General features: G+C 69.5%; 18 protein-coding genes and 1 pseudogene. All 19 read right to left on the reverse strand.

Features of this window, described 5'->3' with window-relative positions:
* Position 1: 1 nt before the first annotated feature.
* Complete coding sequence (locus HEP74_RS20820) at positions 2-730, reverse strand: PP2C family protein-serine/threonine phosphatase (RefSeq protein ID WP_185814479.1); 729 nt, start codon at positions 728-730, stop codon at positions 2-4.
* Positions 730-1,302 (reverse strand): type VI secretion system-associated protein TagF, encoded by a 573-nt coding sequence (tagF, locus tag HEP74_RS20825; RefSeq protein WP_185814480.1) that lies wholly within the window; start codon positions 1,300-1,302, stop codon positions 730-732. Before tagF ends, HEP74_RS20820 begins: the two co-directional genes overlap by 1 nt.
* Before the next feature lie 11 nt (positions 1,303-1,313).
* Positions 1,314-4,832: a type VI secretion system membrane subunit TssM gene (tssM, locus tag HEP74_RS20830; RefSeq protein WP_185814481.1), complete on the reverse strand. Its 3,519-nt coding sequence runs from the start codon at positions 4,830-4,832 to the stop codon at positions 1,314-1,316.
* 23 nt (positions 4,833-4,855) lie between these two features.
* Positions 4,856-6,177, reverse strand: a pseudogene (icmH, locus tag HEP74_RS20835) (type IVB secretion system protein IcmH/DotU).
* Positions 6,159-7,493 carry a type VI secretion system baseplate subunit TssK gene (gene tssK / locus HEP74_RS20840; protein ID WP_185814483.1) on the reverse strand — a complete coding sequence of 445 codons (1,335 nt, stop codon included), beginning with the start codon at positions 7,491-7,493 and terminating at the stop codon, positions 6,159-6,161. The pseudogene icmH and the gene tssK overlap by 19 nt, the downstream one beginning before the upstream one ends.
* A gap of 465 nt (positions 7,494-7,958) precedes the next feature.
* Positions 7,959-9,251, reverse strand: a complete 1,293-nt coding sequence (tagH, locus tag HEP74_RS20845) for a type VI secretion system-associated FHA domain protein TagH (protein WP_343203505.1) — start codon at positions 9,249-9,251, stop codon at positions 7,959-7,961.
* A gap of 175 nt (positions 9,252-9,426) precedes the next feature.
* Positions 9,427-9,963, reverse strand: coding sequence for a DUF6931 family protein (locus tag HEP74_RS20850; RefSeq protein WP_185814485.1), 537 nt, complete (start codon positions 9,961-9,963; stop codon positions 9,427-9,429).
* 10 nt (positions 9,964-9,973) lie between these two features.
* Positions 9,974-11,965, reverse strand: coding sequence for a type VI secretion system tip protein TssI/VgrG (gene tssI, locus HEP74_RS20855; RefSeq protein WP_255427820.1), 1,992 nt, complete (start codon positions 11,963-11,965; stop codon positions 9,974-9,976).
* 230 nt (positions 11,966-12,195) lie between these two features.
* Positions 12,196-13,506 carry a tetratricopeptide repeat protein gene (locus tag HEP74_RS20860; protein ID WP_185816752.1) on the reverse strand — a complete coding sequence of 437 codons (1,311 nt, stop codon included), beginning with the start codon at positions 13,504-13,506 and terminating at the stop codon, positions 12,196-12,198.
* A gap of 73 nt (positions 13,507-13,579) precedes the next feature.
* Positions 13,580-13,867 carry a PAAR domain-containing contractile injection system baseplate protein gene (locus HEP74_RS20865; protein WP_185814486.1) on the reverse strand — a complete coding sequence of 96 codons (288 nt, stop codon included), beginning with the start codon at positions 13,865-13,867 and terminating at the stop codon, positions 13,580-13,582.
* A gap of 61 nt (positions 13,868-13,928) precedes the next feature.
* On the reverse strand, positions 13,929-16,424 hold the full coding sequence (locus tag HEP74_RS20870; RefSeq protein ID WP_185814487.1) for a serine/threonine-protein kinase: 2,496 nt from the start codon (positions 16,422-16,424) through the stop codon (positions 13,929-13,931).
* A gap of 299 nt (positions 16,425-16,723) precedes the next feature.
* A complete protein-coding gene (locus tag HEP74_RS20875; RefSeq protein WP_185814488.1) occupies positions 16,724-17,650 on the reverse strand; it encodes an exonuclease/endonuclease/phosphatase family protein in 927 nt (308 codons plus the stop codon).
* Between the two features lie 171 nt (positions 17,651-17,821).
* Positions 17,822-18,586 (reverse strand): hypothetical protein, encoded by a 765-nt coding sequence (locus HEP74_RS20880; RefSeq protein WP_185814489.1) that lies wholly within the window; start codon positions 18,584-18,586, stop codon positions 17,822-17,824.
* Positions 18,587-18,648: 62 nt separating this feature from the next.
* Positions 18,649-19,644, reverse strand: a complete 996-nt coding sequence (locus tag HEP74_RS20885; RefSeq protein WP_185814490.1) for a LirA/MavJ family T4SS effector — start codon at positions 19,642-19,644, stop codon at positions 18,649-18,651.
* A gap of 86 nt (positions 19,645-19,730) precedes the next feature.
* Entirely contained in the window at positions 19,731-22,487 is a 2,757-nt protein-coding gene (gene tssH / locus HEP74_RS20890) for a type VI secretion system ATPase TssH (protein ID WP_185814491.1), read from the reverse strand.
* 49 nt (positions 22,488-22,536) lie between these two features.
* Positions 22,537-23,580, reverse strand: coding sequence for a type VI secretion system baseplate subunit TssG (tssG, locus tag HEP74_RS22000; protein WP_255427992.1), 1,044 nt, complete (start codon positions 23,578-23,580; stop codon positions 22,537-22,539).
* Positions 23,544-25,439: a type VI secretion system baseplate subunit TssF gene (gene tssF, locus HEP74_RS22005; RefSeq protein WP_255427821.1), complete on the reverse strand. Its 1,896-nt coding sequence runs from the start codon at positions 25,437-25,439 to the stop codon at positions 23,544-23,546. Before tssF ends, tssG begins: the two co-directional genes overlap by 37 nt.
* Positions 25,439-25,942 carry a type VI secretion system baseplate subunit TssE gene (tssE, locus tag HEP74_RS20900; RefSeq protein WP_145703999.1) on the reverse strand — a complete coding sequence of 168 codons (504 nt, stop codon included), beginning with the start codon at positions 25,940-25,942 and terminating at the stop codon, positions 25,439-25,441. The genes tssF and tssE overlap by 1 nt, the downstream gene beginning before the upstream one ends.
* A 13-nt stretch (positions 25,943-25,955) precedes the next feature.
* Entirely contained in the window at positions 25,956-26,747 is a 792-nt protein-coding gene (locus tag HEP74_RS20905; RefSeq protein ID WP_185814492.1) for a type VI secretion system accessory protein TagJ, read from the reverse strand.
* Positions 26,748-26,773: the final 26 nt, after the last annotated feature.

Raw genomic sequence — 26,773 nt, forward strand, 5'->3', positions numbered from 1 at the left:
TTCACTCCTGCAGGCGGACGACGACGGCGGTGACGTTATCGCGCGCCGCCCGGCCCATCGCCAATTCGAACAACCGCGTCAGCAGCGCCTGCGGCTCGCCATGCAGGCGGCACTCGGCATCCAGCTCCGGGTCGGGGATTTCCTTGTTGATGCCATCGCTGCACAGCAGGAACTGCGCGCCGGACGCGCTCGGCGCCAGCACCCAGTCCACGAACAGCGGTTCCTGCGCGCCGACCGCGCGGGTCAGCACGCCGGCGTTGGCGGTCGGCTCGGCGCTGGCGCCGGCGTATGCGAACTGGGTGGCGTCGTCCTTGACCCCATGCACGTGGTCGCGGGTGAGCTGGCGCAGCGCCCCCCCGAGGCGGCCGTAGCCGCGGCTGTCGCCGACCCAGCCGTAGAGCATGAAATCCGGGTCGTGCACCAGCAGCACCACGGTGGAGGCGATCATGTCGACCTGGCGCTGTGCGGCGCAGTGCAGCAGTTCGCTGTTGATCTGCGCCAGCGCGTCCTCGATCGCCTCGATGAAATCGCACACGTCGGCGGCGCGCGGCAGCGTCGCCAGGCGCTCGACGATCAAGCCGCTGGCGTAGTCGCCGGCGGCATGCCCGCCGAGCCCGTCGGCGACCACCCACAGCCCGGCGTCGTCGCGCAGCAGCAGCGCATCCTCGTTGTGGCGGCGCACCTTGCCGACTTCGGTATGCCCGGCCGAGCGATAGTGGTGTGCGGTCATCAGCGCGTGGCCTCCGGCAGCGCGAGCGCGGCCGATGTCAGCCAGCCAAGATAGTCGTGAGCGGACAACAGGCCGACGCTGTGCTGCACCACGCCGTCGCCGCTCCACCACAACGCCTGCCCGGCCAGCGCGCGCGGCGCATTGGGAATGGCGGTGGCGTCCGGATCCGGCGCCAGCGCCTGCAGCTGCGCGTCGAACGCCTCCACGCCCAGCGCGCGATCGGCCAGCGCGTGGCCGAGCAGCGTGGCCACGCGCGCATACCAACTGCGGTCCGGCGCGGCCTGCGCCAGCGGCAACGCGATGGCCAGCGGGAAACAGCGGCCGACGCGGTCCTCGCCCGGCCCCAGCACCCCGGCCCAGGCCACTCCGCCGCACAGGCCATTGCCGAGCACGAACGCATGCAGGCCGCTGCCGCGGTAGGCCGGTGCCCACTGCGTGCCGAGCTGCTCGCGCGCGCCGGCGATCAGTTGCGAGAAATGCCGGTCCCACGGTTCGACGAATGCCGGCGGCAGCCGCCGCTGCACGAAGTCGCCGGCGCTCGGCAGCTTGCCGAAGAATCCGGGCAATGCCATCGGCTGCATCCTCAACCCCCACACGCGAAGCGACGCACGTCGGCGTCGAGGAAGGGATGGCGCAGGTTGCCGGCGCGCAGCGGCAGTTGCACCGCATGGCCCCCGACGTCGAAATGGGCGACGAAGCGCAGGTCCGACGGGTTCTGCAGGTCGCCGGCCTGCAGCGCGCGGAACAGTGCCCAGTCGCCCTGGTAGTCGAGCCGGCCCAGCGCGGCGCCGTCGGCGCCGAAGGCGGCGATGCTGACGTGGCCGGGGGTGGGCCCGGGCCATTTCATCGGCATGCTGTCGACGCCGCCGGCGGTGTAGTCGAAGCGCTGGCCTTCGATGTCCACGGTCAGCCGCGCCACGCCGGCGTCCAGGATCGGCGCCAGCACGGTGAAGCCGACTTCCGGCTGCACCGCGCCGCGAAAATATTTCTGCTTGATGCGCTCGGCCAGCTGCAGCTGCGCCGGCAAGCCCGGCGCGCCGGCCAGCGCATCCGGGCCGCTCTTCCAGCGCCAGTCGCGGCCGCTGGTGTCGAGCAGCTTCTGCAGTGCGTCGCGGTACAGCGCGTCGAAGCGCCCGCCGACGCCGAACAGTTCGCCGAAGTTCTGCAGCGGGATCTCCTGCGCGCTGGCCGGATCGAACGGATAGCGGCCCTTGACGAATTCGCCGCAGACCACGCCCACCGCCTGCTGCACCTGCGCGTCCAATGCGGTCTGCGCGCCGCGCGTCATCAGCGCGGCGCTGCTGCCGGTCAACGCCTGCAACCAGCCCGACAGCGGCGGCGGCAGTTGCGCCGCTTCCTGTCGCGCCAGCAGCAATTGCGCATTGGGCTGCGGTGTGGCGGTGGCCGGATCGGTCATCGTCAGCAGGGTCTTGCTGAGCTGGTCGAGCACGCCGAGCAGGTGGTCCAACGGCGTGGCGCCGGGCGCACCGCTGGCGAGCGCGTTGAGCGCGGCGAAATGGTTGGCGATGGCCTCGCCAGGCGGCGCGCCAGCGGCATCGCCTGCGTCGCCGCTGGCGGCCAGCGCCGCGGCCATGGCCGCGTTGCCGCCGGGCAGCTTGGCCGCCAGTTTCGCGCCGGCCTTGCCCGCCGCCTTGCTCGCCGCGTCCTGCCCGGGCTTGGGCGGCGGCGCACGCAGCAATTGCTGGGTGTTGTCGCGAACCACGCCGAGCAGCAGCCGCAACGGCGAACTCGGCCCGGCCAGCTTGGCCGCGATCGCGCTGGCCTGCTGCAGGTCGGCGGCCGGCTGCAGATGCAGGTCGGCCAGCAGGCTGTCCCAGTAGCGGATGTAGTCCTGTTCGTAGAGCACGCGCACCTGCTGCACCAGCCGCGCCTTGCCCAGCGCGTCGATGCGGCGCGGGCCGAACACCCAGTCGTCGCGCACGAACTGTTCGACCGCCTCGCCGATGCCCTGCCCGGCCAGCGCGGCGAACACCGGTTGCGTGTACAGCGCCGGCAGCGGTTCGGACAACGCGGTGCCGCTGTTGCGCTGGAACACGTTGCCGAGCAAGCCCAGCGCCTTGTCCAGCTGCAGCGGCTCGGCGCCGGCCTGCGGTTGCGACAGCTTGAGGTTGCCGTACACCAGCGTGGCCAGGTCGGCCGAACGCAGCGTGTTGCGCGCCTGCTCCAGCAGCGCCGGATCCAGCGACAGCGCGCGCAGCCGCCCGGGTTCGTCGAGCAGCGTCTGGAAATGCCCGGCCAGGGCCTGCTGCAGCACCGTGTCGGCGGGAAACAGCTTGCGCCATTCGATCGCGCTCAGCGCGGTCAGCTGCGGCGCGTCCAGATGCTGCGGCTGGCCCAGCATCAGGTAGCCCTTGAGGTAGTAGTACAGCGCCTGCGGCGCGCCCGCGTTCTCGGCCATGCCCTGGCGCAGGCGCAACGCCACGCCCGGCACCAGGGTGCCGTTGAGTTGGCGCAGGTAGGCGTCGTGCAGTTCCTCGCCGACTGCATCGCCCTGGTACAGGCCCATCCGCATCGACCACGGCGCGCCGTCGCGATATTGCTGCGCGACCTGCGCCAGCGCGCGGGTACCCTCCAGTTGCTGCAGCGCCAATGCGAAGTACTGCGGCGTGGTCGCCGCGCTGTCCGGGTCCGGACTGTGCGGGCGCGCATCCAGCGCCGCGCGCACCTGCTGCAGGTAGGCACGGTTGCCCAGGTAGCTGCCGGTGAGTCCGCCCAGCAGCAGCACGCCGAGCAGCGCGATGCCGGCGTAGCCGGCCGCCTGCAGCCAGGCGCGGCGCCGCTCCAGCGCCGGCGCACGCGCGGCCAGGCCGGATTCGCGCAGCAGCACCTGGCTGAGCAGGCGTCCGACGAAGAAGGTGCGGCGCTGCGCGCCCGGCGCCTGCACGCTGGCTTCGGCCAGGCCGAAGGTGCGCGCCACCGCGCCCATCATGCGGTCGATCGGCGTGCCTTCCTGGGTGCCGGAGGTCAGGTACACGCCGCGCAACAACGGCGGCGTGCCGTAGGCGGTGCCGGCGAACACGCCTTCAACGAATTGCCGCGCCGCTTCGCCGAGCGCGGCGAACTGTTGCGGGAACGACAGGATCGCCGCGCGCCGGGAACGGTCGCGCTCCACGTGCATGCGTTCGAACAGGCGCGCATTGAGCCGCTCCTGCAGCAGCGCGTACTCGTCGGCGAAGCCGCGCGCGGCGCTGCCGTCGAGGCTGCGCGGCAGCGGGAACGACACGCCCCACACCTGCGCGCGTTGCTCGGGATTGAGATCGTCGAAGAACTCGCCGAAGCCGCCGATCAGGTCGCACTTGGTGAATACCAGGTACACCGGCACGCTCATCTTCAGCTGCTCGCTGAGTTCGTCCAGGCGGCGCCGGATCGCCTGCACGTGCAGGTCGCGCTCGGCGTCGTCGAGCAGCAGCAGGTCGGACATGCTCATCGTCACCAGCACGCCGTTGAGCGGGCGACGGCGGCGGTAGCGGCGCAGCAGGCGCAGAAAATCGATCCACGCGCCGGCATCGACCTGGCGATCGGAATCCTGCGTGGTGTAGCGGCCGGCCGTATCCAGGAACACCGCTTCGTCGGTGAACCACCAGTCGCAGTTGCGGGTGCCGCCGATGCCGCGCAGCGCCTGCTGGCCGAAACGCGCGGCGAGCGGGAAGTGCAAGCCAGAATGCTGCAGCAAGGTGCTCTTGCCCGAGCCGGGCGGGCCGATCACCACGTACCACGGCAGCGTGTACAGATCGCCGCCGCCACGGCGCTTGCGCAGGATCTGCACCGCTTCGTGGAAGCGCGCCTGCAGTTGGTCGCGTTCGTCGGCGCCGCGCGCCTGGCGGTCGTCGCCGAGCGCGTCCAGCGCCGACGGCGTGGCCATCTCGGTGGCCAGCTGGCGGCTCTGCCGGCGCGCGCGCAGTTGCTGCCACTGCAGCCAGCCGGCCCACGCGCCGACCAGCAGCAGGATCAGCAGCAGCCGCGGCACCGCGCCGGCCAGCGGCTGGTGTCCGGCGATGCCGATGTACGGGCCGATCAGCCAGATCAGCAGCGCCGCCAGCAGCAGCCCGACCATGGTCACGACCCAACCGGATCGCAGCATTCCCAGCAGCTTGCCCACGGCGCTCACTCCCCCGGTTGGAACAGGATTTCGACGCGGCGGTTGCGCGTCCGGTTGGCCGCCAGGTCCGGCGGCACGGCCACCGGCTGCGAATCGCCGGCGCCGGCCGATTCGATCCGCCCCGGCACCGACAGGCGCTGCCCCAACAATTGCGCCACCGCGTCGGCGCGCGCGGCCGATAGCGCGTAGTTGTCCTTGAAGCGCAGCGAACGCAGCGGCTGGTCGTCGGTATGCCCGACCACGATCACCCGCCCCGGCAGCTGCTCCAGTGCCGCGGCGATCTTGCCCAGCAGCGGCAGCTGGTCCGGATCGACCTCGACCCCGCCGGAGGCGAACATCGCGTTGGCGTTGAGCCGCACCCGCGCCTGGCCGTTGGCCTGTTCTTCGACGACGAGCAGGCCGGCGCGCTCCTGCGGCGCCAGCAACTGCTTGAGCGTGACCCGCGGCGGCGGCGGCCGCAGCGCATCCGGCGGCGTGCCGCGCTGCAGGCCGATCTGCGCGGCGGCGGCGCTGATCGGCGCCGACAGCGCATTGAGCCGCGCGTTGAACCACGCGAACGCCAGCAACACGATGCAGGCCATGCCCAATGCGGCCACCCACAGCGGCAGGTAGCGCGCCAGGCGCCGGCGGCGGTCGTCCACGCCCTGCCAATGCGGCGCCAGCGTGTCCGCCGCGGCGCCGCGCTGGGCGCGGATGCGCCGGTACAGGTCGTCCTGGATCTCGGCCAACTTGGCGCGGCCGCCGGCCTCGATCTGGTAGCGACCGCAGAAGCCCAGCGCCAGGCACAGGTACATCAGCTCGATCAGGTCGACGTGGCGCGGCACGTCCGCGCACAGGCGTTCGAGGATCTGGAAGAACTTGGCGCCGCCGTAGGACTCGCCATGGAACACCACCAGCAAGGTCTTCTGCGACCAGCCGCTGTGCTCGCCCCACGGCGCATTGAGCACCGCCTCGTCGAGCATCGCGCACAGCACGTAGCGGGCGGCGGTGACCGCTTCCGGCGCCGCGCCGCCGTCGCGCGCACGCTGCTCGAAGCGCCGCACCTGCGCGGTCACCTGCTCGCGCAGCCGCGCCACGTCCGGCAGCGCCACGCTGTGCCGCAGTTGTACCGCCAGCAGCAACAGCGGGCTGGCCGCCTGCACCAGCGGGTTGACGCTGCGGCCGAGGAATTCGCTGATGTCGGCATCTCCGGGCGCAGGCGCGGAGGCCATGGCCGGTGCGGCGGCGGCGGGCGTTGCGGCGCCGCGCTGCGGACGCATGATGGTGGCATCGCTCAACGGATCGACGGGCGGACGTGAATTCATGCGCTCAGCTCCGGATCGCCCACAGCTGCAGGTCCAACCCGGCGAACTCGCTGCCGAAGTGGAACGCGATGCCGCCGGAGCCCTTCAACGTGCGCCACAGCGGCGACTGCTTGTCGAATTCGAAATACAGGTAGCCGGCGTGGTACGGGATCTGCCGCGGCGCCACCGGCATCGGCATCGCCGCGATACCGGGCAGCTGCAGATTGACCAGGTCGCGGATCTTCTCCACCGGGCCGATCTTGGCCTGCAGCGGCAATTGCCGGCGCAGCTCTTCTGCGGGCACGTCGGCCTTGGCCGCGAGCACGAACGCGGCGCTGTCGAACAAGGCCGCGTCCGGCACCATCGCCACCCACACGCCGAACTTGCGCGCCTGTACCGGGATCGGCAGCGCGGTCTGTTCGAGCACCGCGCTGAGGCTGCTGCGCAAGCTGGCGATCACCGGCTCGAAACTCGGCTGCAGCGCGTCGTGGCGATAGGCCGGCCACGCCGGCGGGCGCTTGCCCGGGGTGGTGAAGGTGCTCAGTTCGCCGGCCAGCGCGACCAGCGCCGCATACAGGTCCTGCGGATGCAGCAGCGGCGCCGGCGCCCAGTGCGCGATGAGCGGCTGCCAGCGGTTGACCACCTGCAGCAACAGGAAATCGGCGATCTCCGCCGCGCCGCCGCGATCGCCCACCGACACCCGCGCGGCCAGCGCTTCGCCGCGCTGGTGCAGCAGGCCGAGCAGCTCGACCAGGAACGTGGCCAGCCGCGGCGCCGCCTGGCAGGCCAGCACGGTCGGCACGAACGCCTCGTCCAGCGTCACCTGGCGATCGGCGCGCGATTCGACGATGCGCGCCAGCGGCATCCGGGTCAGCCCGTCCAGCGGCTGCGACTGCGGCAACAGGCGCGTGCTCATCCCGCCCACTTCCATCAGCACCGCGCCCTGCATGCTGCCGGAGGCGTCGTCGACCTCGGTCTCGCGCACCCGGTAGCGGAACAACTGGTCCGGCGGCGCTTCGGCGCGGCCCACGTCGGCCTGCGCGGCCGCGCGCAGCGGCAGGGTCAGGTACACGGTCTGGTCGCGCCAGTTCGGCTCCACGTCCAGCGCCGGCGGCAGCGGATCGTCGCCCGGCATCGCGAACGGCGTGCCGTCGGGAAACACGCCGCGCGCGCGGCGGATGCCGAGCTTGCCGATCGCCAGCAGATCGGTTTCCAGTTCCAGTTCGGAGAAGCCCCAGGCATGCGCATGCAGGCCGCCGGCGCGCAGCTCCACGTAGCGCTCCAGGTAGCGCTCCTGCTGCTGCAGATGCTGGGGGCGCAGAAACAGCCCCTCGCTCCAGACGACCTTGTTGTTGTGCATGATCCGCCGTGTCCGCTGCTGTCGATGGCGATGCGGCCGCCGCGTTGGACGCAGCAGCCGACCCCAATGTGCGATCCCCTTGCCGACGGCCCGGACGCGGCGCGCGGCGCGCGCAGTCCAGGCTGGCGGGATGCAGTGTGGCCAGCGCGGATGCGCGCTACCCGACAATTCGTCTCAGGGCGGCGGGGATGCCGTGGCGCTGCACTGCGTCGAGACGATGGCCTGCGCAACGATGCCGACCGCAGCGTGCATTGCGGACCGGCGCCTTCGATTTCCTGGTGTTGTGCGTCGATATGCAGCGCGTCGCCGACGCGATCGACGACACGCTACAGGCCACCCGCACCATGGTGTCGGCGGCATGTGCCGCGCGTGCGTTCCTGTCTCTGCGACCACGCAGCTTTTTGTAGGAGCGGCTTCAGCCGCGACACGTGCTGCGGACACTGCCTGTCGCGGCTGAAGCCGCTCCTACAGGTGCGGTTTGCCGGCGCGCCTTGCCGACTTGAGCCGCGCCAGCTGCGCCTCGTAGGCGCGGGCGAACTCGTCGCCGAACAGGCGCCGGAAGCATTCGTCCGGGTCCTTGGCCAGGGCCTGAAAGTTGTCGCGATAGCGCTCCCAGTAGCGGCCCTTGCCGGCGAACGCCAAGCGTTTGCCGCTGGCGTCCACCTCCTGCTCCAGCCGGTCGGGGCTGAAGTGGAACAGCATCGATTCGAACGCGGCGCGCATGCCGGCCAGCATCGCCATCTGGTGGCAGCGGATGTCGTCGAACGCGTCGTCGAACGCGGCCACGCCGGACAGGAACGCCGGGCTCGGCGGCGCCAGCAGTTTCTGCAGCGCATCCTCGGGCGTGGCCGCGAACTTCAGCGGGTTGTTCTCCGAACGCTGGATCACCGTCACCGGCAGGCGGAAGGTGTTCTTGATCTCGGCGCGTGCACGCAGCACCTCCATCACCCCATCGACCACAATCTCGAAGATCCGCGCCACGTCGTCCGGCATCTGCGTGGACGGCGCCGAGGGCACAGCCTGCGCCGCGAACGGCTGCGGCGCGGCAGGCGTGGCCGTGGCGCTCGCCGCCGGCGGCGCCGCTGGCGCGAAGTCGCCGGTGGTCAGATCCCAGTTTTCCGGCAGTTCGAAGCCGCGCGCCGCGGCCGCTGCCGGCGGCGCGGGAACGCGGAAATGGTCGTGACCGGCATCGCTATGGTTCCAGCTCTGTGTCGGCTGCGGCGGCGCGGTCGGCGCCGGCAGCGGATCGAGCAGGCGCAGCGGGTCCAGTTCGCCGGCCGCGCCCGGCACGCCGAGATCGCCGAGCAGCGCGTCGTCGTAGGCGCCGCCCGCAGGCGCGGCGGCACCGCCGAATCCGGGCAGACCGAAGTCGAAATCGAATGCGCCAACACCGGCACTGGGCGCACTGCTGGCCACGTGCGGCGGCAACGCCGCCGGCACCACCTGGGTCAGGTCCGACGTGTCGTCGGGCACCGTCACGGCGGGCGGTGGCGGTGCGGCGGGCGCTTCGGCCTGCAGCTGCACCTGGATCTCGAAGCTGTCCAGCTGCAGGCGGTCGCCGTCGCCGAGCGCGGCCGGGTCGCCGCGTTGCAGCGCGGCGCCGTTGAGCAGCATGCCGTTGGTGCTGCGGTCCTCGATGAAATACATGCCGTTGAGATAGCGCACCACCGCATGCGTGCGCGACACGCCGGGCGCGGCCAGCACCCAGTCGCTGTCGTCGGCGCGGCCGATGCTGCCGCCGCGCTGCGCGAACGCCATCTGCGCGCGCGCGCCGAACTGGGCGGCGGCCTGGCCGGCGACGGTGAGGGTCAGTTTGGACGGTAGGGACACGTGGCGCTTCCTTCGGATCGGGTGTCGCGGCGCGGCCGCGGACACGCTGTTGCGGATGGGCTAGGCGTTGCCGCGCGCGCGTGGCATCGCGCCGCGACCGCGCTCATGCCGCCGCTCCGCCGGCCAGCAACTCCAGCGCGTGCAGCGCATAGCCATGGCGCCGCGCCTCGAACTGCGCCGGCTGCAGCGCGGCGAGCAGGTTGATCGCCGCCACCGCCGCGCGCGCGGTCAGGTGCTCGGCCGGCGGCACCGGCGTGTCCTGGCTCGGCGGCGCCAGGCTGCCGCCGGACCAGGCCACCGCCGCCGCCAGCCACGCGCCCAGCGAGGCGTAGCCGCCGGCCTGGGCGAAGGCGAACGCGGCGCGGCGGTTGGCCTCGTTCGGCTCGCGCACCCATTTCTCGGCCAGTGCGGCGCCGGCGCGGTCTTCCGGCGACAAGGCTTCGCCGCGCGCGCACTGGCACAGCCAGGCGACCACGTAGCGCTTGGGCAGCAGCCGCGCCAGCAGCTTCAGCGCATCCTGCGGCTGGCCGCCGTCGAGCAGCACGCGCACCGCGGCCTGCGCCGGTTGCGCGATGTCCAGCTGCGCGCGCGCCGGCGCCGACAGCTCCATCTCCACGCAGGCCTTCTCGATCGCATTCATCGCCGCGTCCTCAACCGATCATGATCAGCGCACCGCCGATCTGGTGCAGCGCATCGGCCTTGAGGCTGAGCATCGGTGCCTTCAGTGTGCCCATCGCTCCGCCTTCCAGCGCCAGCATCGCGTCCGAATGCACCTTGACGCTGGCGCCGGCGCCCATGTCCACGGTCGCCCCGCCCTTGATCGCGACCTGCACCTTGCCTTCCACGTTCACCGCATTGTTGCCGGTGACGGTGATGGTCACGCCCTTGATCTCGATCTCGCCGCTGCTCTTCATCACGATGCTGGACGCGCCGGTGACCAGTTCGATCTCGCTGCCCGCACTGAGCTTGAACTTCTGTCCGATCGTGTGCGTGGCGTTGTTGCCGACGTCCAGCGTCTCGTCGTTGTCGACCTTGTGCTTGCGGTCGTGCTTGACGGTGCTGGTCTGGTCGTTGTCGACGGTGGCGAAGTGGTCGTGCTCCACTTCCTCGCGCAAGTCCTTCTGCGCATGCACGAACAGCTCCTCGCTGCCGAGCTTGTCCTCGAAGCGGATCTCGTTGAAGTCCGCCGCGCCGCCGCCGGCGCTACGGCTGCGCACCCCGCTCTGGGTCTTGTTGTCCGGCAGCGCGAACGGCGGCATGTGATCGGCGTTGTAGACGCTGCCGATCACCAGCGGGCGGTCCGGATCGCCTTCCAGGAAGCTGACCACCACTTCCTGCCCCACCCGCGGCAGGCTCATCGCGCCCCAGCCCTTGCCGGCCCACGACGAGGCCACCCGCACCGGGCACGATGGCTTGCTGCCGTCGCGCGCCGAGGTGTTCCAGTGAAAGGTGACCTGGATGCGACCGTACTGGTCCACCACGATGTCCTCGTCGGTGTCGCTGCCGGTGACCACCGCGGTCTGCAGGCCGGCGATCAGCGGCTGCCGCGCGCGCGCCGCGGTGCGGAACGGCAGCTTGCTCTCGATCGCCTCGAAGCGGCACGCGAACGGCGCCGCGCCGCTGCCCGCGCCGGAGGCATAGCCCGGCGCTTCCAGCGTGGTGTGCGCGCCGATCACCAGGTATTCCTGGTTCCATTCCGGGCGCGGGAACGCCTTCAGCGAGAACAGCGCGCCCACGCGCAGCCCGACCGCATCGCTGTCGCCGCGATAGCGTGAACGCTGCACGTTGTGCGCTTCCGCACGCACCTGCGCGTAGCGCTTGCCATCGGCGACCTGCACATGCGCGCCGGGATAGTCGAAGGCGGTCAACCCGCTGACCGGATGCAGATCGCCGCCGTGGCCGATGTCCTCGTCCACCGCCAGCGACACGCGCGGGCGCAACGGATCGTAGTCGGTGAGCTGCTGCGCGCTGGTATGCACGCTGCGCGCCAGCTGCCATTCGCTGACGGTGGCGCCCATCCCCTTGGCATGCTGGCCAGGCGGCACGTACGGCAGGGTCTCGAAGCCACTGTTGCTGGCATGCGCGCCCAGCGCGTCGGCCAGCACCAGCGTATGCGTGGTCTGGCTGTGGGTGAAGAAGTAATAGATGCCTTCCTGCTCGAGCAGGCGGCTGACGAAGTTGAAATCGTCCTCGCGGTATTGCACGCAATAGTCGCGCTTGGGGTAGGTGCCGCTCAGGCTCAGGGTCACGTCGCCGTAGCCGATGCCGTCGAGCACCGTGCGTACGATCTCCGGCACGCTCTGCGCGGTGAAGATGCGGCAGTCGCGGCGCTGGGTCAGCAGCCACGGCTTGGGCACCAGGGTCAGCTCCAGCACCGCGTAGCTGAGCCGGTCGACGACGTGGAAGCCGGTCTGCGCGACATGCGCGACGATGCCGTGGTACCAGCGCACATGGCCTTCGCCCGCCTTCAGCTGCACCGCCATCGAGGTGCCGAGCAGCGCGCGCAGGTCCGGCCGCGGCTGCGTGCTGAGCGCGGTCAGGCGGTACTCGAACAGTTCGCCCAACGCTTCCGTCGCCTGCATGCGCCAGAACAGCAGCGCATCGCCAAGGTCGGAGTGCAGCGTCATCATCGGCGTGGGCATCGTGGTGTCCGGGAAGTCGAGCGCCGCGCAATGCGGACCTGGGCCGGCGATCGCGAGCGGCGTTCGCGGTGCGGCGCGTAACGCCGGCACCGGCCCGAACGCCGCCCGCGTGCGCTGCCGGCAGGGCGATACTCACACGGCGCCCGGCGCGAAAGCCGACATTTCGTCTCAGCGCTGCGGCCGCCGGCGGCGCGCGTCCTCGCCGCCCAGCGACTTGCAAGCACGCGGCGCTAGCGGCGTGCCAGCACCACCCAGCCGTGCACCGGCGCACCGCCCTCCTTGCGCAGTTGATCGGCGCGCAGCTGCACGCGCGCGAAGCCGGCCTGCGCCAGCGCGGCCTGCACGTGCGCGCGGCTGTGCCGGTAGCGCCCGCTCGAACCGAGCTGCACCCGATCGTCCGCAGCGTCCAGCGCCTCCACGGTGAAGGCCAGCCAGCCGTCGCGGCGCAATGCGGCGTGCGCCGCGGCGCAGACCTCGCGCAGGTCGCCGAAGTACACCAGCGTATCGGCCGAGACCACCACGTCCCACGCCTGCGGCTGCGCCTGCAGGTACGCGGTCAGTTCGCCGACCACCAGCGCGTCGTAACCGCCGCGCTGGCGCGCCTTGTCGATCATGCCGCCGGACAGGTCCACCCCGGCCAGCTGCCGCGCATGCGGCCGCAGCAGCGGCGCGCACAGGCCGGTGCCGCAGCCGGCGTCGAGCACGTCCAGCGCCGCGCTCGGCGCATGCAGCACCTGCGCCAGCTCCGTGGCCAGCAGCTGCGGCGCGCGGTACTCGAGATTGTTCAGCAGTTGCTCGTCGAAGCTCTCGGCGAAGCCATCGAACACTTCGCGCACGTAGGCATCGTCGGCACGCGGCGGCGCGGCGCTGCCGCCGCACGCGGCCAGCATGTGCCGGGCCACCGCATTGTGCGGATCGCGCACCAGCCAGTCGCGGTACACCGCCACCGCTTCGTCGTGGCGGCCGAGCAGGTACCAGGCGGTGCCCAGCGCCTCCAGCGCGCGCAGGTTGGCCGGATCCAGCTGCCACGCGGTGCGGAAGCACTCGGCCGATTGCTCCAGGTGTTCGTGCTGCTGCGCGTGGTTGCGCAGGAACAGGCCGAGCAGATAGTGGCCATGGGCGTACGTGGGTACCTGCTGCAGCAGCTGCGCATAGGCCAGGAACGCCTCGTCCAGCCGCGCCTGCGCTTCCAGCACCACCGCCAGGTTGCTCAGCGCGTTGTGGTGCGACGGCGCGCAGGCCAGCGCGCGCCGGTAGCAGGCCTCGGCCTCTGCCAGGCGCGCGCATTCCTTGTGCACGTTGCCGAGATTGTTGTGCGCGTCCGGGTAGGCGGGAATCAGCGCCAATGCGCGCTCGATCAGTTGTTGCGCTTCGTCGCTGCACCCGCGCTGATGGCACAGCACGCCGAGGAAGTGCAGCGCGTCGGCATGCGCGGCGTGCTGCGCAAGTAGGCCGCGATAGCCGCGCTCGGCCGCGTCCAGGTCCCCGGCCCGGTGCACGGCGATCGTCTGCGCCAGCGTCGCTGCGGCCGGCATCCCCATGCCGGCCGCGGCCGCTTCCGCATCCCCATGCCGCGCCAGCGCGACCCCCGCCTGCTGCATCGCCCCGCTCCCCTTATCCGATCAACACGGTGAAACACCCCAGCACGATCGCCCCGCCGTGCGCGGTGCTGTCGCCCAGCCGCGCTGCGGGCATGCCCGCGATCAGCACGGTCGGTGCGCCGGACACGATGCTGTCCGGCGGCCCCACGCACACCGCCATGTCGCCGATCCGCGCCGCCGGCAACCCGCCGATCAGGACCGTCGGCGCGCCAGGCGCCAGGATCGGCCCGCCCACATGCGGCACCACCCCGGTGACCATCGGGCAGACATGAAGATCGGTGAGGCGGGCGGCAGGTTGCATGCGGAGCCGAGAGCGCAGTGGCCAGGCATCCAGCTTGGCGCGCGCGGCGGCGCGCGACCCGTCATTTCGTCTCAGCCACCAACGCCGAGCGTGGCGCATCCGGCGCGTCCAGCTTGGCCAGCGTTTCGCGCACTTGCGCCAGCGGCCCGGGCGCATCGCCGTACAGACCGACCAGGATCTCGCGTGTGCGTTCGGCATGCGCGCGCGCCTGTGCGCGTTGGCCCAGGGCGATCTCCGCCTCGGCCAGGCCACGCAGGATTTCCGCGGTCACCTCGTGCCTGCCGCCGAGGACACGCTCGGCATCGGCCAACACCGCCCGCTGCTCAGCTGCGGCAGCCTGCGCCTGGCCGTCGTCGAGCATCCAGAACGCATGGTTGGTGCGCGCCATGATGGTGGTGGGATGGTCCTCGGGGTATCTTGCGCGCGCATTGTCCAGCGCCTTGCGGTAGTAGGGTCCGGATTCGGCGACCTTGCCCTGCTGGCGCAGCGCCCCGGCCAGGTTGTTGTAGATCATCTGGGTATCGGAGCCGTTCACCCCGTACAGGCGGATCATGATCGGCTGCAATGCCTTCAACTCCCGCTCCGCCGCCGGGTAGTCGCGCTTCATCAGCAGATAGACCGCCAGGCTGTTGCGCATCGACAGGGTCAGGGGATGCTCCGCGCCCAGGCGCGCGCCGCGGCGCGCGATCAGGTCCCGGATCAGGGCGATTGCCTGGTCGTAGTCACCGCCGTCGGCCAGCGTGGCGGCGTAGCGATCGCCCGCGCTCAGCACGCTCTGGTCGTCGGCCGGCAGTACCCGCAGGATGCCCGTGTACGCCTGCCGGCTCTCGCGCAACGCCGCCTTGGCTTCGCCCTGCACGCGCAGCGCCCAACTCAGCCGCGACTGCATGTCGTAACCCAGCGGCGCGTCGGCGCCGTGGCGCAGGCGCACCTGCGCGACGCCCTCGCGCAAGATGGCTTCCGCGCGCTTCGGCTCGCCCACGTTCACCAGCGCCTCGCCGAGCAGGCGCATGATCTGCAGCTCGTCGGCGCTGTAGGCGCCCAAGTGCGCCTGTGCATGGCGCCGCGCCGCCTCAAGCTGGGTCACCGCGCGCTTGTACTCGCCTAGCCCGACCAGGCTGGTGCCGATGGTCAGTTCCACCTCCACCAACGCCTGCGGCTGGCTTGCCAGTTCGCGCGTGGCGCGCTGCGAGGCCTGGTCCATCACCTGCAACAGCAGGGTCTTGTCCTTGTCCTGGGCCACCGCCGGATCCACGCTGGACAGCAGCGAGCCGAGGAAGTCCGCGGTCACCTGCGCCCGCTGCGCCTCGCGCTGCGCGTTGCGCAGCGACCACAACGTGCTGGCCAGGCCGCCGCACAACGCGACCAGCACCAGCAGCGAAGCCAGCACCGCACCACGGTTGCGCTGCACGAACTTGCGCACGTCGCGCCCGCGCGAGCGGCGCAGCGCCCGCGGCGGATAGTCGCCGAGCCAGCGGCGCAGATCATCCAGCAGCGACGACACCGATGCATAGCGCGCGGCGCGGTCCGGCGCCATCGCCTGCAACACGATCGCGTCCAGGCCGTCGTGCAGCCCATGCAGCAATTGCGCCGGCGACTGGCCACGCTGCAGTGCCAGCTCGCGCTGCAGCGGCTGCGGCTGCGCCTGGATCCAGCGCGAGGGCGCCTCCGGCACGCCGGCCTCGAACAGCTCCGGACGCACCCCGCAGATCAGTTCGTACAGCAGGGCGCCCAGCGAGTACACGTCGCTGCGCGCGTCCACCCCGCCGCCGTCGCCCTGCGCCTGCTCCGGGCTCATGTAGCCGGGCGTGCCGCTGGCGCCTGCCGGATTGCGCGAGGGCTGCGCGGTTTCCACCGCGATGCCGAAGTCGATGATGCTCGGCACCGGGCGCCCGTCGACCTCGCCGACCAGCACGTTGTTCGGCTTGAGATCGCGATGGATCACGCCCTTCTGGTGCGCGTGCTGCACACCCTCGCCGACCCGCACCAGCAGCTCCACCCGCGCGCGCAGCGACAACCCGTGCTGCGCGCACCAGCGGGTCAGCGGTTCGCCGCGGATGTACTCCATCACCAGATACGGCCGCCCCTGCGCATCGGTGCCGGCATCGTGGATCTGCGCGATCGCCGGATGCTGCATCTGCGCCAGCAGGCGGCATTCGAACTCGAACACCGCCCGCTGCTGCGCATCCAGTCCCGTCGCGGCGATCAGCTTGATCGCCACTTCGCGCGCGTAGGCGCCATCGGCGCGATGGCCCAGATAGACCTGGCCCATGCCGCCGCGGCCGATCAGCCGATCGATCGCCCACGGGCCGAAGCGGGTCCCGGGCGGCACCTCGTCGGCGTTGCCATCGCCGCCGAGCAGCGTGCCGAGCAGGCCCGGACGCGGCAACTCGGTGGCGCGCACGTCGGCCGCGAGCAGGCCGAGCAGCTCGTGCAGCAGCTCTGGCTCGTCGCCGGCCTGCGCCTGCGCGAAGGCCGCGCGCTGCGGCTCGGGCAGGGCGCAGGCTTGATGGAACAGCGCCTGCAGGCGCTGCCAGGTGGCGGGGTTCAGCGGCATGGCGGGGAGGCCTTTTGCACGGTCCAACGCGGTGCGATGCCCGAACCGCGGCATGGGGCGTGATGCGCCAAGTCTTGGACAGCGATCGGGAGCGGCCTGGGCACGACGTCGAGCATGGCTGGCGGAAGAGTGAGGGCCACGCAAGTATCACGCATAAAAGTGACGCGACTCGCATTCCGTCGCCTGCCGGTTGGATGGATCAAGCGGCACGCGCCGGATCCGCCCGCCGCTTCGTGCCGGATTCGCCACAGACCCTGCATGATTTCGCTTGCCGGGCTCATGCGCCGTACCGGACGCTCCTACCAGCGCAGGCACATCGCTGCGTGATCGGAACCAAAACGACGCTTGATCTCGGCATGCGGCGCAGCCTGATCGAAGGCACGAAAGACCAGCACCGGCTGGAAGTTCGACAAAGCGTAGTCGAGCTTACGCCCGCTGATTCTCGTCGGACCGACGGGCGCGCAGATTTCGCCGGCCGGTACCCCCTGAGCCAATAGCTGGCCGGGTTCGGCGTTGAGATCACCGAACAGGATGCTGTTGCCGACGTGATTGGCTTTGATGAAGTTCCACATGGCAGCGACGACCTGGCCGTTGTTGCCAGACGGCGCATGCCAGAAGAACAGGTTGATGCCGCCGTGGACCACCCACCTGGGAATGCGCCTATTGCCGCCGGCGAGATGCGGGCCGCCCGGCGGCCCAGGCACGCCGGCACCGACCGCCGGAAAGGCCAGCGGTTCGGCGAGCGCGCCGAGAATGTTGGTCCAATAGCACAATATCTTGGCCCCAGGAGCGACTGCGTTGCGTAACGAAGAGGTGTTGCCTGGAAAGCCCTGCTGAACCTCGCAATAGAACACCGGAGACGGCTGGCTTTCGAGCCAGCGTTGCGTCTGGACTTTGCGCAGGCTGACGCCGGCCTTGTATTCGAGTCTGTTGACTTTAAGAAGCTGGCTCAACTCGGTCTCAACTTGGCGCTGCACCCTGCGGTCTTCGCTGTAGATGGTCCGCGCGTAGGGATGATAGGACCCGGCCTTCACTACCTCCCTACCTGCGACCCGACGCATCGAGCGCGTAATTGGCGGGGTTACGACGGCCCCTTTCGCCGCGTGGTTTTCAAGCTGCCGCATCGTGTCGAGTTGAGCGCGCTCGGCTTCCGCCTCCCTTTCCTGGGAAAGCAGTTCCGCATTCGTTGAGAGATGTTCCGCATTCCAAAAGTAGATTTTTGGCACAACCCTTCTCCTCGATTTCATCCGTTCGCTTCGACCGGCATGCCCATGTAGTGAAATCGGCGACAGACCGGCCGTCGAATGCCTGGACGCGACCGGACAGCGCTTCGTTAAACAATCCAATTTTCAATCGACTTATCGCCACCGCGTCGCGCAGACGCATGGCAGACGCGCCTATGCTGCAACCGCCAGATAGGCCTCGATCAGCGCATCCAGTTCATCGGTAGCCGTGACGTGACCATTCTTCACGTTCAGGCGATACAGATAGCGATAGCTCCCCACCAACTCAAAGGAAAGCGAACCAGCTCCGTAGTAAGCGGCCAGTTCCTCCTCGATTTCCAGATAAAGCCCACGCTCCGGAAACTGCGCCACGTAATGCATTCGGGTAGTGCCATTGGGCGTATCGGTTCTTTTTTGCTTCGAACCGTAGCTGTAGCCCATGGTATGGATGTCGTGCTCGATGGCGATGGCAATGCCTCGCGCCTTTATCTGGCCGTCGCTGTATCCCATTCCGGAAAGCGGTCCCGTATTTAGCACGTTCGCACGATACTTAAGCGCGCCGTCGGAACTGATATGGTCCCGCTCCAATGTCGCGCTTGCCACGTTGTGCTTCAGCGATCCGACACCTGTACTGTAAGGCCCGACATCGCCCTCGCGGACCAAGTCGTTTCTTCTGTCCAACCTGCTCCGCGGCTTCGCTTTCTTGCCTACGCCCTTGGGAACCGCAGCGCCACTGGGGAGCCGCTTTCCGCCATTCTTGAAGCGCACGAAATTGTCGGCGCTAAGCTGAATGGAATTGGTTGCGAAAACCTGGAATACAATCGCGTTGCTCACGACCAATGTGTTCAGATCGTGGTTGGTGGAAACGTGCCCATACTGGCTGACCTGCCCGGCTTTCGAATAATGCGAATAATAGACCATCGAGTCCTTGATGCTCACGGCCACATAGCCCATAAATCCTCCAAAAACATTGATCGACCGAACCACAGGATGGTTTGACGTCAGCCTCCTTCGTACAGGTTTCCGTCCAAGCCATGGAACGATTTCGCATAGGTTTTGTGTGAACTCGCCACCACCGCGGCGGCATCGTGCGCTACGTCGCGCACCCAACGGGCTTTACCGGTTTCACCGGGGCGCGTGCTATTGGACCACTGCCCGTCGGCTTTCTTGGCTTCCGCGCTGCCCTTCGAATCGCCTTGCAACTTCCTCATCGGGAGCTTGTTGCCTTCCTTATCTTTCGTCGCTGCCGAAATCCAGCCGCGCTTGTCGTAGCGCATGCACAGGAAGCTGGAGACAAAGTGATTCTTGAGCGGTCCTTTCAGCCCGCGCACCAAGTAATCCGTGATCACTTGTGGCGAGCGATAGCTCTGGGATTCCAGTGTCTCGCCATTCTTCAACACGGTACCTGCAGCATCCGCATGCATGTCCGAAGGGAAGCAGTCCGCCAGCCATTGCCAGAGGAACACGGTCTTGCGCTCGGCCGCGTTGGCGCGGTAATTTCCCAGTTGCGCATAGAGCCTCGCTGCCGGACGGCCGAACTTGCTGGCGATGCTCAGCCATTGCAAGGCATGCGTATATTCGCCATGCCGATTGTGCATCGAATCCTTCCAGAACAGCTTGTTGCGCAACATGTAGCCAAGCTCCGGGTCACCAGCGATCAGCTTGAGCTGCATTGCGGCACCGCGCGCATGATCCGGCGCGAGCCGAGTGGACACTCGGAATCCGTATGGTTCCGCGACCAAGGCGATGACACGGGTGAACTTGTTTCGCTCGTTGACATCGAGTGTTACGTAACGCTTCCACATCGCTTCCGAAACTATTCTAAGCTGCGCTTCGAATTGAGACTTATTGCAGAGAAACGCAGCGATCTGCGCCGCAAGCTTAAGATCGCTATCGATGAGCGTCTCGTCCAGACCGGTGTGGTCGTGAGGCTTGAATCCATTGTCCCGCAAGCTACGCTCAGCCGTGACCGCATCGGCGAATACTGTGTTTGCCATGCTCTTTCCCCGTAATGACACTATCCGCTACGGCGCAATGCCGCGCTCGACCGCACTGAATTGCTCGCACTTCGATTGATCCGACTTCAGGCGAAGCGATAGGAAAAATCGCCGCCCGTCGTGCCCAGCTTCACGCCGGTGACTGGCTGGCCTTCGATCATCCGACCGAGGAACTCGCGCGAAATCTCCGGCAGCATCGAATTGGTCAGGATCGCGTCGATCATGCGACCGCCCGATTCGCTCTCGGTGCAGCGGCCGACCACCAGCTTGACCACGTCTTCGTCGTAGTCGAACGGGATCTTGTAGCGGGCTTCCACGCGCTTCTTGATACGGTTCAACTGCAGCTTGACGATCTCGCCGAGCATCGCGTCGCTCAGCGGGTAGTACGGAATTGTGACCAAGCGGCCGAGCAGCGCCGGCGGGAAGATCTTCAGCAGCGGCTCGCGCAGGGCCTTGGCCATGCCGTCCGGATCCGGCATCAGTTCCGGGTCCTTGCACAGGCTGGCTATCAGTTCGGTGCCGGCATTGGTGGTGAGGATGATCAAGGTGTTGCGGAAATCGATGCGGCGGCCTTCGCCGTCTTCCATCACGCCCTTGTCGAACACCTGGAAGAACAGTTCGTGCACGTCCGGGTGCGCCTTTTCCACTTCGTCCAGCAGCACCACCGAGTACGGCTTGCGCCGCACCGCCTCGGTCAGCACGCCGCCCTCGCCGTAGCCGACGTAGCCGGGAGGCGCGCCCTTCAGCGAGGACACGGTGTGCGCTTCCTGGTACTCGCTCATGTTGATGGTGATCAGGTTCTGCTCGCCGCCGTACAGCGCCTCGGCCAGCGCCAGCGCGGTCTCGGTCTTGCCGACGCCGGAGGTGCCGGCGAGCATGAACACGCCGATCGGCTTGTGCGGGTTGTCCAGGCCGGCGCGGGTGGTCTGGATGCGCTTGGCGATCATCTCCATGGCGTGGTCCTGGCCGATCACGCGCTTGGCCAGCAGCTGCGGCAGGCGCAGCACGGTGTCGATCTCGTTGCGCGCCATGCGCCCGACCGGGATGCCGGTCCAGTCGGCGACCACCGCGGCCACCGCCTGGTAGTCCACGGTCGGCAGGATCAGCGGGTTCTCGCCCTGCAGCGCGCCCAGTTCCGCCTGCACCTGGCGCAGCCGCGCCAGCAGCGCGTCGCGTTCGTTGCCCGAAGGCATCTGCGCCGGGATCTCCTGCATCTGCTGCGCCGGCTCCTGCTGCGCCAGGGTCTGCGCCGCCGCTTCCAGCGGGCTGCCGGTGCCTTCGATCGGGGCGATGCCGGCGCGCAGTTGCGCGCGCAGCGCCAGCAGCTCGTCGACCAACGCCTTCTCCTCGCCCCAGCGCTGTTCCAGCTCGGCCAGGCGCGCCTGTTCGGCATCCAGCAGCGCGCGGCAAGCGACGTCGCGTTCATCGACGACGATGCCGATCGCGCGCTCGCGTTCGATGATGCCGCGTTCGGTCTGCAGCGATTCGATGCGGCGGCGGCTGTCGTCCACGTCGGCCGGGGTGGCGTGCAGGCTCACCGCCACGCGCGCGCAGGCGGTGTCGAGCAGGCTCACCGACTTGTCCGGCAGCTGCCGCGCCGGGATGTAGCGGTGGCTGAGCTTGACCGCCGCCTCCAGCGCCTCGTCCAGGATCTGCACCTTGTGGTGCTGCTCCATGGTGCTGGCCACGCCGCGCATCATCAACACCGCCTTGACTTCGTCCGGCTCGTCCACCTGCACCGCCTGGAAGCGGCGGGTCAGTGCCGGGTCCTTCTCGATGTATTTCTTGTACTCGGCCCAGGTGGTGGCGCCGACCGTGCGCAGGGTGCCGCGCGCCAGCGCCGGCTTCAGCAGGTTGGCCGCATCGCCGGTGCCCGCGGCGCCACCGGCGCCGACCAGGGTGTGGGTCTCGTCGACGAACAGGATGATCGGCTTGGCGCTGGCCTGCACTTCGTCGATCACCGCACGCAGGCGCTGCTCGAATTCGCCCTTCATGCTGGCGCCGGCCTGCAGCAGGCCCACGTCCAGCGCGCGCAGCTCGACCTCCTTCAGCGCCGGCGGCACGTCGCCGCGGGCGATTCGCTGGGCCAGGCCCTCGACCACCGCAGTCTTGCCGACGCCAGCCTCGCCGACCAGGATCGGATTGTTCTGGCGGCGGCGCATCAGGATGTCGACCACCTGGCGGATCTCGTCGTCGCGGCCGATGATCGGGTCGAGCTTGCCGTCGCGCGCTTGCGCGGTCAGGTCGGTGGTGAATTTCTTCAGCGCTTCCTGCTTGCCCAGCGCGGCCGGGGCGATCGCGCCGCTGGCCTCGCCCGGCGCGCCGGCCTGGCCGAGCTGGAAGCCGTCGCTGGGCAGCAGTCCGTCTTCCGGCGAGCCGGCGACGATCTCGGCGAAGCGCTCGCTCAGCGCTTCCGGCTTGATCTTCTCGAATTCCTTGGAGATGCCGAGCAGCGCATTGCGCAGCGTACGCACGCTGAGCACGCCGACGATCAGGTAGCCGGTGCGCACCTGCGCTTCGCCGAAGCTGAGCGAGGCATACACCCAGCCGCGCTCGACCGCTTCCTCGACGTTGCCGGACAGATCGGTGACGCCGCTGGAACCGCGCGGCAGCCGGTCCAGCGCCTCGGTCACGTCGCGCGCCAGGTTCGACGGGTTGAGCTCGAAGCGCTTGACGATGCGGTGCAGGTCCGAGTCCTGCAGTTGCAGGATCTGGTGCAGCCAGTGCACTAGTTCCACGTACGGATTGCCGCGCAACTTGCAGAACACGGTGGCGCTTTCGATGCCGCGATAGGCGAGCTTGTTGAGCTTGCCGAACAGGGCGCTGCGACTGATTTCGGCCATGGCGATGATTCCTTGTGCGAATGCGGAAAGAGAAAGAGAAAAGACGTGCTCAGCCGGACGGCCGCAGCACCACGTCGTCGGCGTCGGCGATGTCCCAGCTACGCTGGCCGAGCCAGGTATCCAGGCCCAGGCGCCCGCCGCGCGCCAGCGTGGTCGCCGGCACCTCGTCGGACTGCAGCAGCAGCTGCAGATCCCAGCCTTTTTCGTCGCCGACGTAGCTGCGGACCGCCGCAGCCAGCTGGCGCAAGGCCTCGCCGCCGGGCAGGAAGCGTTGGAAGGCGCTGCGCGACAGCGGCCCCAGGCGCAGCCGGAAGCGCTGCTGCGCCCCGCGCGCATGCGCGCCGAGTACGGTGCTGTGGCCGAGCGTGGCGACCTCGGGCGAAGCGCCCAGCCGCAGCAGCGCATCGTCGGGCAGGCGCATCCATTCGGCGACGAACTCGAGCACCTGCACCGGCACCGCGAACAGCTGTTCGAGCAAGCCGCGCAGGCCTTCGGCATTGCGCGCCACCGGCAGCAGGCGCCCGGCGAAATGGCGGCGCGCATCGTCGGGCAGCGCGTCGCGCCCGCGCAGGTGCGGCGAGGCGATGCCGGCCAAGGCGTCCAGGTAGCCGCGGAAACGGTCCTCGTGCGGGCGGTCGGCATGCACAGTGGGTTGCGCATCGGCCCAGGCGCGGTAGAACAGGCTCAGCATGCGGTGATGGAACAGGTCGGCGAACGCGGCCAGGGTCGGATCCTTGGCCTGCGCCTGGCGCTCGATCGCGTATTCGGTCAGGTGCAGCGGCAGCGGTGCGTTCGGCCCGAACAGGCCCAGGAACAGCCCGTACAGCTTGCCCGGTTGGGTGCCGGCGGCGGCCACGTAGCGGTCGATCGAGCGCGGCGCGAACGCCAGCGACGGCGTATGCCGCAGCCGCACCGGGTCGTCGGACGGACGCGTGGAACGGCCCAGCCGCGGCTGCTGCGGATGCGCACGTTCCAGCGCGCGCAGCGCGGCGAAGAATTCGAAGTCGTGCGGCCGCTCGCGCAGCGCCTGCTCCAGGGCGGCCAGATCGGTGGCGCTCACAGCAGCTGCCGTTTGCCGAGCTGCGCCGGCCAGCGTGCGATCTCGTTGCGCTCGCTGGTGCGCAGCACGGTCTCGGTGAAGGAATTGACCGACACGTAGCGGGCGAAGAAGTGCTGCAGCACCGCGCCGAGCAGGAACGCGCCGCTGCCTTCGAACGCGCTGTCCTCGCAGGTGAGGGTGATTTCCAGGCCACGGCCGAAGCTGATCGGCCCCGGCGCGGGAATGCGGCGCACGATCGGCTGCGCGCGCACCTGCTTGATGCCTTCGATCTGGCGCAGCGCCGCGGCGTCGAACGGATCGCAGTACAGCGTGAGCATCTCGCGCAACGCGGCGGCGCCGTCCTGGCCGTCTTCGAACAGCGACAGGTAGTTCAACTGTAGGTGGCTGAGCAGGCGCCACGCGGTCTCGCCATCGCTCAGCGCCGGGCGCGGCTTGGTCGGCCCGGCCACGCAGCGCACGCTGTGCACCGGCGCGCCGGCGTCCATGGTGAAATCGGTGGCGCCCTTGCCTACCGGCATGTGCAGCGGCAGGTCGCGGTTGCTGCACAGCAGCTGCAGGCCGAGCTGGCGCAAGGAGGTGGCGTAGGCGCCGTCGTCGGCATCGACCAGGCTGACGTAGACCTCGCTGCCGACATAGCTGGAGCGCGCGCCCTGGCGCCGCTGCCGCGCCGACAGCAGCCGCGGTTCGCGGCGCATGGTGTAGAACGCGCCGTGGCGCGCATGCCAGGTGTGCGCGTCGCCGCCGTAGAACGGCAGGAAGCGCTGCTCCGGTTCCTGGCGGTCGCCGAAGCCCTCGACCTCGCCCAGGCTGTGGATCTCGAAATCCATCGGCCGGGTGCGGTCGGCGAGAACGTGGTATTCGGTCTTGCCCGGCGCCAGGTGCAAGCGGTCGGCACGGCGCGGGAACAGGTTGATCGCCGGCGTGCAGAACAACCGGAAGTTGTCCGCGCTCACCGCCTGCGCCAGGCTCGGCACGCTGCGCTCCAGCAGCACCACGATCTCGAAACCGGTGCCGTGCAGCCGGCGCAGCGCCGCGCGCAGCCCGCCCAGTTCGGCGAACAGGAAGCGCTGCGGGCAGGCGAAGTATTCCTGCAGCAGGCGGTAGCCGCTGAACGCGCGGCCGTCGTACGGCACCAGCGCCTCGTCGTCGGCGAAGCCGCGCGCGCGCAACTCGCTGCGGCCGCGCTGCAATTCCACGCTCGCGCCGGCCGCATCCTGGCCGCGCACCACGAAGCCGGCGGCGTGGCCGAGCAGTTGTTCGTACAGGCGCGTGGGCAGTTCGTCGGTGCCGGCCAGGAACAGCGGCAGCGCGTCCAGCGCCAGCATGTTGGCCTGCACCCCGGCCAGCGTTTCGAAGCGCAGACGCAACGCCGCGCGCACCGGCTTGGCCGCGGCTTGCGCCGGCGGCAGGCCGATCCCGGCCGCGGCGATCGCCGCTGGCGTATCCAGGTACTTGGCCTCGCGCAGCGCCAGCGGCCACAGCGTGAGCGCGTGCGCGGTGCGGTATTCGCAGGCGGTGCGCTCGCCACCGGCGACCAGGCTGCGCAGCGCGGTGTGGCGCGGCACGGTGTAGCCCGCGGCCAGCGCGCTTTCCTTCAGCTCCGGCTGCAGCTGCACCACCGCCATCGATGGCATTGGCGTCAGGTAGTGCGGGTAGACCATCTGCAACAGGTGCTGGGTGAACACCGGATACTGCGCGTCGAGCTTGAGCTGCACGCGTGCGGCCATGAACGCGAAGCCTTCCAGCAGGCGCTCCACGTACGGATCGGCGCATTCGAAGCCTTCCAGGCCCAGGCGTCCGGCGATCTTCGGAAACTCGCGCGCGAACTCGCCGCCCATCTCGCGCACGTGCTGCAGTTCGCGGTTGTAGTAGCCGAGCAGGCGCGGGTCCATCAGGCGTAGCCCTCGCTGACGTCCAGGCGCCCGGTCTCCAGGTCCAGCTCGGTCTTCAGGTACAGGTTCAGCGGCAGCGGCTGCGCCCACATCTCCGATTCGATGAAGAACACCAGCGAGCGCCGGTCCATGCGCCGCGCGTCGGCCTGCACGGTGACGCGCAGGGTGTCGGCGATCAGCCGCGGCTCGAACGCCAGGATCGCCTCGCGCAGGCGCAGCTGCAGCGCCGCCGCGTCGATGCCGGACATGGCCACGCCGGCCAGGTCGGGGATGCCGAAATTCAGCACCGAACGGCGCACCTCCGGATACGCGTCCAGCGGCTGGTCGGTTGCCAGGTTGACGCAGTTCAGCAGCCACGACAGGTCGCGCATCACGCACTCGCGCAGGCGCGCGGCGGAGATCACCCGCTTGTCGCGGCTCTCCTCCTGGCGCAGCGGTTCGTCGTCGCTGAGCCGGTCCAGCAGCGAAGGCTGCAGGCGTTCCTGGGTGGTGAGTTCGGCCATCGCAGCGCTGTGCTCAGGCCGGGTCGAACAGGATCTGGCGCACGTCGAGCAGCGCGTGCTCGCCGGCATCGGTGGCCCACAGGCGCTGGCCCAGGCCGACGTCGCCGTCGCTGCCGCTCCAGTCGGTGCGCCGCGCCAGCAGCAGCTGGCCGTCGTCGCTGCGCTCGGTGCCGGGGTAGCGTACCGGCACGAAACCGAACGCCTCGCCGCCGTTGCGCCAGGTCACCGCCACCGGCGCCCACAGCATGTCGCGCAGGTCGGCCGGCGCTTCGAACCGCAATGCCTGTATCTGCGCGAACGGCACCCAGGCGTAGCCGCCGTTGACTACGAGTTCCAGGCACGGGCCGAAGCGCGGATCGGCGTCGGCGATCCACGCGAAGCGCGTGTCGTCGAGTTCGCCGGCGCTGGCCGGGGCCTGCTCGAATGCCTGCGCACGCAGCTCGGCGGCCTGCGCAGTGGCGCCTTCGGCCGACAGCCGCAGCGCCTGCAGCAGCAGCGCCAGCCACGGTTCGGGTGCGCCGAGCACCGTCGGCAAGGCCTGCCCGGCGAACACCGCTGCGCGCTGGCGCTCGGCCTGCACGGTGATCGTATAGGTGGCGGCGAGCGCGGCGTTGTCGGCATCGAGTTCGCGACAGGCGGTGAGCTGGTCGCGGGCGCGGTCCCACTGGCCGAGCACCGCCAATAGCTGGAACAGGAACACGCGCTGGCGCGCGTCGGCCGGATGCTGGCGCACGCGTTGGGTCAGCAGTTTCAGCGCTTCGTCCGGACGCCCGTGACGCAGCAGCAGTTCGGGAGTGGTGTCCATGGCCTGTCCGCACGAAGGGAATGTGC

Source organism: Xanthomonas sp. SS, assembly GCF_014236835.1.
Lineage (GTDB): Bacteria > Pseudomonadota > Gammaproteobacteria > Xanthomonadales > Xanthomonadaceae > Xanthomonas_A.

Bases quoted from the DNA above. Each gene is read 5' to 3' on its own strand.
- HEP74_RS20820 (WP_185814479.1), bottom strand. From the start codon at position 730: ATGACCGCACACCACTATCGCTCGGCCGGGCATACCGAAGTCGGCAAG.
- tagF (WP_185814480.1), bottom strand. From the start codon at position 1,302: ATGGCATTGCCCGGATTCTTCGGCAAGCTGCCGAGCGCCGGCGACTTC.
- tssM (WP_185814481.1), bottom strand. From the start codon at position 4,832: ATGCTGCGATCCGGTTGGGTCGTGACCATGGTCGGGCTGCTGCTGGCG.
- tssK (WP_185814483.1), bottom strand. From the start codon at position 7,493: ATGCACAACAACAAGGTCGTCTGGAGCGAGGGGCTGTTTCTGCGCCCC.
- tagH (WP_343203505.1), bottom strand. From the start codon at position 9,251: ATGGCGTTCGCGCAGCGCGGCGGCAGCATCGGCCGCGCCGACGACAGC.
- HEP74_RS20850 (WP_185814485.1), bottom strand. From the start codon at position 9,963: ATGAATGCGATCGAGAAGGCCTGCGTGGAGATGGAGCTGTCGGCGCCG.
- tssI (WP_255427820.1), bottom strand. From the start codon at position 11,965: ATGCCCACGCCGATGATGACGCTGCACTCCGACCTTGGCGATGCGCTG.
- HEP74_RS20860 (WP_185816752.1), bottom strand. From the start codon at position 13,506: ATGGGGATGCCGGCCGCAGCGACGCTGGCGCAGACGATCGCCGTGCAC.
- HEP74_RS20865 (WP_185814486.1), bottom strand. From the start codon at position 13,867: ATGCAACCTGCCGCCCGCCTCACCGATCTTCATGTCTGCCCGATGGTC.
- HEP74_RS20870 (WP_185814487.1), bottom strand. From the start codon at position 16,424: ATGCCGCTGAACCCCGCCACCTGGCAGCGCCTGCAGGCGCTGTTCCAT.
- HEP74_RS20885 (WP_185814490.1), bottom strand. From the start codon at position 19,644: ATGGCAAACACAGTATTCGCCGATGCGGTCACGGCTGAGCGTAGCTTG.
- tssH (WP_185814491.1), bottom strand. From the start codon at position 22,487: ATGGCCGAAATCAGTCGCAGCGCCCTGTTCGGCAAGCTCAACAAGCTC.
- tssF (WP_255427821.1), bottom strand. From the start codon at position 25,439: ATGGACCCGCGCCTGCTCGGCTACTACAACCGCGAACTGCAGCACGTG.
- tssE (WP_145703999.1), bottom strand. From the start codon at position 25,942: ATGGCCGAACTCACCACCCAGGAACGCCTGCAGCCTTCGCTGCTGGAC.
- HEP74_RS20905 (WP_185814492.1), bottom strand. From the start codon at position 26,747: ATGGACACCACTCCCGAACTGCTGCTGCGTCACGGGCGTCCGGACGAA.